Annotated in this window: 5 protein-coding genes and 1 pseudogene; 2 read left to right on the top strand and 4 right to left on the bottom strand. The window is 67.7% G+C overall.

The window, feature by feature from the left end:
* On the top strand, nucleotides 1-989 hold a 989-nt coding region (locus AC08OT_RS10375), incomplete at its 5' end, for an SRPBCC family protein (protein ID WP_476597277.1).
* Nucleotides 990-1,564: 575 nt separating this feature from the next.
* Here the strand turns inward: AC08OT_RS10375 and rph are convergent.
* Together rph and AC08OT_RS10365 are read right to left on the bottom strand one after the other, a co-directional pair.
* Nucleotides 1,565-3,963: pseudogene (gene rph, locus AC08OT_RS10370) on the bottom strand (rifamycin-inactivating phosphotransferase).
* 583 nt (nucleotides 3,964-4,546) lie between these two features.
* The gene (locus AC08OT_RS10365) at nucleotides 4,547-5,356 is read right to left on the bottom strand and encodes a DM13 domain-containing protein (protein WP_476597275.1); all 810 of its coding nucleotides are present in this window, start codon (nucleotides 5,354-5,356) and stop codon (nucleotides 4,547-4,549) included.
* Nucleotides 5,357-5,500: 144 nt separating this feature from the next.
* On the opposite strand from AC08OT_RS10365, the gene AC08OT_RS10360 reads away from it, so the two are divergent.
* The gene (locus AC08OT_RS10360; RefSeq protein ID WP_476596093.1) at nucleotides 5,501-6,199 is read left to right on the top strand and encodes a hypothetical protein; all 699 of its coding nucleotides are present in this window, start codon (nucleotides 5,501-5,503) and stop codon (nucleotides 6,197-6,199) included.
* Nucleotides 6,200-6,432: 233 nt separating this feature from the next.
* Here the strand turns inward: AC08OT_RS10360 and AC08OT_RS10355 are convergent, their stop codons facing one another.
* Nucleotides 6,433-7,077: a class I SAM-dependent methyltransferase gene (locus AC08OT_RS10355; protein WP_476596092.1), complete on the bottom strand. Its 645-nt coding sequence runs from the start codon at nucleotides 7,075-7,077 to the stop codon at nucleotides 6,433-6,435.
* A 16-nt stretch (nucleotides 7,078-7,093) separates the two neighbouring features.
* Nucleotides 7,094-7,282, bottom strand: a complete 189-nt coding sequence (locus AC08OT_RS10350) for a hypothetical protein (protein WP_476594740.1) — start codon at nucleotides 7,280-7,282, stop codon at nucleotides 7,094-7,096.
* Nucleotides 7,283-7,704: the final 422 nt, after the last annotated feature.

The raw sequence follows: 7,704 nt of genomic DNA, 5'->3' as shown, positions 1-7,704 counted from the left end.
AGCTTGTCGGCTACCGCTCTGAGCTGCCGGCACCCGGAAGCTACTGCACGAAGACCGTCATGGGCGTTCCCGTGCTTCTGACCCGGGGCGAGGACGGCACGGTCAGGGCTTTCCAGAACGTCTGCGCCCATCGCCAGGCGCCGGTCGCGGAGGGCTGTGGCGTGGCCGAACGGTTCGTCTGCCCGTATCACGCCTGGGTATATGACGCCCAGGGTGACTTCGTCGGCGGACCCGGCCGTGAAGGTTTCCCCTCGACGATGGCCGGGAAGCCCCGCCTCACGCAACTGCCCGCCGCGGAGCATTCCGGATTCCTGTGGGTCGGTCTCCAGCCGGACAGCGGTCCCCTGGACATCGACGCCCACCTGGGAGAGCTCGGCCCGGAACTCGCGTCCTGGGACATCGGTAGCTGGGCTTCGGTGGGCGAGAAGGTGCTCGACTTCCCGATCAACTGGAAGTTCGCGCTTGACACGTTCGCCGAGAACTATCACTTCGCCACGGTGCACCGGGACACGTTCGCGCTGATCATCAAGAGCAACTGCGCGCTGTTCGACTCCTTCGGCCCGCACCATCGGCTGGTCTTCCCGATGCGGCACATCACGGACCTCGCGGACAAGCCCGAGGAAGAATGGGAACCACTGCACAACCTCGTGGTGATCTACGCATTGTTCCCCAACATTATCCTTTCGGTCACCGTCGCCAACGGCGAGGTGTTCCGGGTCTATCCTGGGAGCGGGCCGGGTCATTCGATTACCTACCACCAGAACGCGTCGCCGATGGATCTCACGGACGAGGCGACGCGAACCGCCGCGGACGAGATCTTCGAGTGCGCGCACGCCACGGTGCGCGACGAGGACTACCGCATGGCGATCGACATCCAGAAGAACATGGCGTCGGGGGTGCGGCCTGAGCTCGTCTTCGGGCGCAACGAGCCGGGGCTGCACCATCGTCATGCGGTCATCGACGAGGCACTTGCCGCATTCGGCGGGTAGCGCCGGTCCGGACGGGCCCCGCGCCGGCCCCGGCGCGGGTGGGCCGGGGCCCGTGGATCCGTTCGAATTTGAGGCCGGGACGTCGTCTTCGGCGTCCAGTTCCTCCAGCAACGATCTGATCTCAGCTTGGCCGAGTCCGGCTGTCACACTCGCTCCAGCGTGCCGGAGGTGATGAAGACTCCGCGCTTACGGAAGGCCAAGGGCGACCCGACCAATCACCTGTCCCTCACGCTCGTCGAGGAGCTGGAGGCCACGCTGGAGGACTATCCCGGCGCCCTCGTCCTTGTCCCTCACCGAGCACGGCACGTCCCTCAACGAGGCCCTCCGCCCGCTGGGCGAGTGGGGGAAGCGACGTTGCGAGCGCCTCGCCGCCGAGGACGCGCCCACATCCGCGTAAGAATTCGTAATGAAGTAATTAATGCAAGCCAATATGCGTCTTCGCAGGTCACGGGCTCGCGAGGACCCCGAAGTGAACAAGTTATTTCATTCCGAATCCTAACCCAGAAAGATTAACTTCTTAGCGTTTAGCGTTGTTTTGGTCGGAAGCCACGGATGGGTGTTCTCGGTGTGATCAGTCAGGGTAGAATCTCGACGTACCCGTCGGTGCCGTGCACGCGGATCCGCTGCCCATCGGGGATCAGTCGGGTGGCATCTACCACACCGACGACGGCAGGCAATCCGTACTCCCGTGCGATCACCGCGCCGTGAGTCATTAATCCTCCGACCTCCGTCACCAAGCCCGCGATGGCGACAAAGAGGGGTGTCCAGCTGGGGTCCGTGTGGGCCGTGACGAGGATGTCGCCCGGTTCGAGATCGGCCCGTGCCATGTCCAGGATGACGCGGGCCCGCCCTTCGATGGTCCCGGCGGAGACCGGTAGGCCGCTCAGCGCGCCGGCCGGCAAATCGTCGCGTCGGTACGCCCCGGCGATGACTTCGCCATCCGACGTGAGCACCCGGGGCGGCGTGAGCGCTTGATACGACCTGAACGCGTCCTTGCGCCGGCCGATGAGCCGGTCATCCACGCGGTTCGTGCGCACGACGTCGTGGAGCTCCTGGAACGTGAGGTAGAAGATGTCCTCCTTCTCACGAAGTACGTGGGCCTGTACGAGGCGCTCGGCTTCTTCCAACAAGGCCTGCTTGTACACGAAGTAGCGGCTGACCATGCCGTACTTCGGATACTCCCGGTACCCGATGAAGGTCCGGACCCGGTCGATCATCCGCTTCGTCTCGTCGGCCTTGCGCTCCCCGTCCGGCAGGGCCCGCAAGCGCTCCAGCAGCTCCTGCTCCTTCTTCCAGGCCTTCTGCCGGCCTTGCTCGAAGCGTCGTCGGCTCTCGCCCAGCTCGAAGTTCTTGATGTTGCCGAGGATCATGGGCACGAGCGTGGAGGGGCGTTCACGCCAACGCGGCCGCGTGATGTCGATCTCGCCGACGCAGCGCATGCCGTACTTGTCGAGCCAGGCCTCGACGGCGTCTCGCGCTTCCCTCCCGCCCGCGAGCTTGGGCAGCGCGTCCAGGAAACCCTCGTCCTCGACGTGCTGCAGAAACGCCACCACGCCCGGATGTGGGCGGATCACGTCAGCGACGTCGAGCAGCGCCAGCCCCATTTCCGACGTGACGTTGTGGGGCACGGACCGCGTGAGCGTGTCCGCCGCGTTTTTCTCGCCCAGCCACGCCTCCAGCCGCTCGTTGAGCCACCAGGTGGCCTCCATCGCCGACATGAACACCTGATGGCTCCGCGGATCGAACAAGATCCGCCTCAGCTCCTGGAGGTCCACCCGGATGAAGTCGAGTAGCGCCACTCCCGACTTCGTCCGGATGTCGCGTTCCGAGGCGGCGATGGAAGCCTCGCTGCGCCCGATCAACTCGGTGACGATGGCCGGATCGGTCTCGATCGGGGCTGGCGCGCCGCCGGACAGCGGCCCGGGGGGACCCTCGTCAGGCAGCGGCCGGATGAAGCCGTCGCGCTCGAGGATGGTCTGCAGCGCGTCCCCGGTCAGCGGATCGGATTTCCCCATGAGCTCCAGAAAGCCGGCGCGGCTCGTCGGCGAGACCAGCCTCTGGGTGACGTCGACGAACAGGCGGCCGCCGGCCTCGGCCATGGGCGCGGGGGTCGTCATCTGCCAGAAGGAGAGCCCCAGGGGCTTCATGGGGTCGGTCATCATCTGCTGATGGCCGACGGAGACATAGACGTGGTTCTCCCGGTCGCCGGACTCGGGGATGGGGAACAGCGTGGTGATCGGCCGGCTCTGGACGATCTGGAAGCCGTCGTCGACCAGGCACCATTCGATATCCTGGGGGCGGCCGAAGTGCGCTTCGATCCGCCGGCCGAGCTGCACGAGCCGCACGACCTGCGCAGCCGTCAGCGTCGGCTGCTCCTGCCGCTCCAGGTCGATCGCCTGTTCCTGCGTCCCGCCCGCCGGCGAGGCGTGAACCGCACGCTGCTTGGCGCCGACCGCCTCGGCGACGACCTCGCCGGCGCGCACCTTGAAGACGTCCGGGTTCACCAGGCCGGAGACCAGGGCCTCACCGAGGCGACCTTCCGGTTGGACGTGACGGGGTCGGCTGTGAACAGGACGCCAGCCGCATGAGGGAAGACCATCTGCTGCACGACCACCGCCATGTGGACCGTACGGTGGTCAACGCCGTTGCGCTGGCGGTAGGTCACGGCCCGCTCGGTGAACAGCGAGGCCCAGCACCGGCTGACGTGCCGGAGGATCGCCGCCGCGAGATCGCCCGGGATGGCGATCCCTTCGATGGTCCGGCTAATCTCCGCGCTGAGCGTGCGGATCGCCTCCCGGTCGTCCGGCTTCAGGCGCGACAGGTGCTCGAGCCGACTCTCGATCGACGGCACTTCCGCCATGATTCGCCGGAAGGCGTCCGTCGTCACGCAAAAGCCAGCCGGCACGCGGATGCCTTCGATCCGCGACAGCGCCCCCAGGTGCGCACCCTTGCCGCCAACGACCGCGCCCTGCATCTCGTCAACCTCTTGAAGACCCAACACGTACTGCTCGCTCATCGCGATACCTCCGGGGCAGCCGTGCTCTCTCGCACGGCACCGGCCGATCGAATCACCGGCACCTCCAGCTCTGTCGAACCTCGTGTTGGGCACGTCCTCATCTCTCGTTGCCTTCCCTCGTCACCGCGTCCCCCATAGGTCGACAACAACACACGCACGTCGTGCCCCCAGGTCTTCGCCCGTTCCTGGTCCGGCCGACGATTCTGCAGCGTGACCGGGGAAGCCCTAGGATTCGGAATGAAATAAATTGTTCACTTCGGGGTCCTCGCGAGCCCGTGACCTGCGAAGACGCATATTGGCTTGCATTAATTACTTCATTACGAATTCCTAGCCCTCGGCTTCGCAGATATCTCCAGGCGATCGCCGCCGTTGAAGCCAAAGCGTCCGCAGCCCCTTCGTGTGCCGACGCACGACACCTTGAATGGCTTCAGGCGGAGATCGGTGCGCGGTTCACTACATCGTGACAAAAATGTAGCGATTGATCGCGACGCAACCGCGACTGCGCTCCACCCCAAGCCGCATTTGCAGGTGGTGGGTGCCTTCAGACGCCGACGGTGGCCGCCGCGATCGGCACGGCGAAGGCTCGGCACCAGATCAGCACGGTCGTGGGCGTGTCGATGTCGACGTCGGCGGCCACCGGGTAGTTCTGGTCGCCGAGGTTCCCCCTCAGCCTGTCGAGCCGGGTGCCGCCGGTCGGGTCGGTCTTGTCGGCGCCGGGCACCAGGTGCACCTGATAGTCGGGCCCGGGTTCGACGTCGAGGTCTTCGAACCGGACGAGGTGTGAGCCGTCCGCGAGCCGGATGAGTCGCGCGGTCCCAGTCGCGTCGTGGTCGATGCCGACCAGCTGCGCCCGCCCCAGCTCGACGACATCCGCCCCGGCCGCCGGTTGCGTCGGGGCCGGCGGCCGGGGCGGCGTCTGCCCGGGTGCCGGCCCCGCCTGCGGGGCGGCGCCGGGCGGGGACGGTCGGGTCGACAGGACCGCGGTGACGTCGACGGGTAACTCCTCCTCGACGGTCACGTTCCGGAACGCGGGCAGGACTGTGACGACGAACGCGAGCAGCACCGGCACGGCCTGTGCTGCCCCGGTGAGCACCGGTCCCCTCCCCAGTCTGGGCAGCAGGAAGCCGAGGCCGGCGACCGCCGCCATGATGACGAGCGTGAAGGCGACGCTGCGCGGGCTGGCGAACGCCGATCGGATGACACCGGGCTTCCAGGCCGCGAAGACCAGCCCGCCGAGTGCGGCGACCACGGGTACCAGCAGGGAGCTGCGCGGGTAGCCCAGCAACGTGGGCGTCGATCCTGATTTACGTCCCGACCTGTGCTCCGGACGGCGAGGCGTAGATGTGCTCATGGACATACCATCCTCGCCGACCGCGCATCGTTACACGGCGGCCGGCGATGTCGCGCAGGATCCCGCGGGCCGCCGACGGGGCCACGACCTACGACGGAAGGCTGATGGCCCGATCAGGAGGGTGGGGACTGGCAGAGTGGGGTGATGGACATGGGGGAGCCGGTCGCGTGGGCGCCGGGGATGTCGCTGCTGCCCGACGTCAGTCCGGCGGCGTGGGTAGCGGCAGCCCTGGCCGCTACCACGTCAGCCGCAACGGTCGCGGCGATGGTGCCGCCCGTCTTCGCGGCCTATGCCCGGGTGCTGCCGCCGACTTACGACCGTGAGGGTGTGGGACGGCGACACCGGTGGTCCGAGATCGCCGCATGCCGAGGCGTGGCGCTGACGGCCGAGACCCGGTTCGACGACCTCGTCGCCGGTTCCGACCATTGGGGGCGACCCTCTGACGGAGGCTTGGACGCGCGGGAGACGGCGGCTCTCGCGAGGGTCCTGTCCAGCTTCACCGACACGCCGGACCAGGCGTACTTCTGCCTCTGGGAGGGTTTCGGCCTCGCTGAGACGCGCGCCTGGGAGGACCGGCCGATGCGTGTGCGGACAGCTAACCGGGCGTACCACCTGCTCACCGGGCCGGTGAGCGCCGCCCCGATGTTGCCGGCGCCGGTGGAGTGGAGGTGCGCGAGTCTGTGGTGGCCCTACGATCGGGCCTGGCTTGTCGCCACCGAGATCGACGGCTACTCCACCTACATCGGTGCCAGCCACGCCGCGATCGACGCGGTCCTCGCCGATCCCGCGATCGACGCCGTTGCCGCGCGTCCCGCGACCCCGCTCGATCCCAGCTACGGCTGACGTTCACCCACCTCCTCAACTCGGCGGCCCGAAGCGGCGTCATGCGGGCAGCCGGACGTCCTGTCATCAGCAGATGAGCGCGTTGGTTAGTCTCGCGCGAGGTCTGTCTGCGATTCGCCGTCGGTCCGCGCGAGCACTCTCTGCTGGTGGCTTCGGTGGGTGGTCCGGCGGGCGCGCTGGTTGCCTGCATCGCCTGGAGCGGACTCGGGCCGCCCTCGCTCGTTTCGACAACGTCAGCCGGTCGACGGCTCCCCGAGCCGGACCAGGTTGAGTCGGTAGGAGCGCACCTGCGGGTCCTCATGCCTGGCCGGCAGCGCTGCGGATACCTCGGATGGCAGCCGGTCGAGTACGGCCTGCGGGGCTTCGGGCAGGGTCCGGGATTCGAGGATCTCCAGCCCGGGCACCTGGCGTTCCAGGTCGGCCGGGTTTTCGCAGAACCAGCGGGCGCGGGCGTCGACCTTGCTCAGCGCGTCATGCTGTTCCTGGTTCTGCCGCATCCACTCGCCCCAGCTGTCGAAGGCGGCGAGGCTGCCGGGAAACCGGCCCGCGACCCGGGCAAGCACGTTGTGGACGTCGTGCTCGTCGAGGAACCCGAGCACGGCCTCGGCCACGAACATCCACGGCCCCGGGCCGGTATCCGCGGCGACCTCGAGCCAGTCGTCGTCGAGGACGGACCCGGCCAGGTGCCGGCGGCGGGTGCCGTCGCTGAAGAAGCGGCGGCGCAGCGCCATCGCGTCAGGCAGATCCAGCTCCAGCCACCGGCCGCGACCGCGAGCGACGCCCGCCCGCCCGTACAGCGGGATCAGCAACGTCTCCGCGACGGCTTCCAGCTCGGCGGCGACGCCCGGGCCGGCCGGCGTCTTCCATGGGCCAGTCATGTGCCACCATCTCCCACTATTGAAGACGGTTCTCATGATTGCCAGGGATGCTGGTCGTCAGGAGCGACGACCGGTCGGCCGCCACCATCGCCCGGGCCACGGCGAAGGTCGTCGACGACCAGAAACCGCAGAGCACCGTGAGTGACGAGCGGGCCTCGGTGTGGGCAGCTGCGGTGCGGCCCGGAGCCGGTGGTCGCGAACGCATCACAGTCCTCTCGTTGATGAAAACGGTTGTCATTATAGACAGAGGGCCTGCGTGGAGACGAACAGGGGCTGGCCGAGGACGAGCCGAGGACGAGCCTGGACCGGGTCGTCGCCGTCGCCCCGTCGGTGCACGAGGCGTGGGTGGACGCCGGGTTCAAGACCACGGTCATCGAGCACGGGGCGGGGCTGGGGATCGTCAGGGAAGAACTCCGCCAGGAAGCCGTCCTTGTCGTAGTTGTGAACCGCGTCCTAGTTGTGAACCGCGCTCACTGGTCATACTCTTTGAGACAGACGGCGTAGCGGGTTTCGGCCAGCGGTATCGCGTGCCGGTACCAGGCGGACCACTAGTCGGGGTAGGGCACCTCGGCGCGCGCCTTCTGGAGTGCGGCGGCCCACCAGGCAAGCTGGTTGAACAATGTCTAC

It is taken from the genome of Frankia sp. CgJB1, from assembly GCF_977947065.1.
This window is presented reverse-complemented; position numbering and strand designations above follow the sequence as displayed.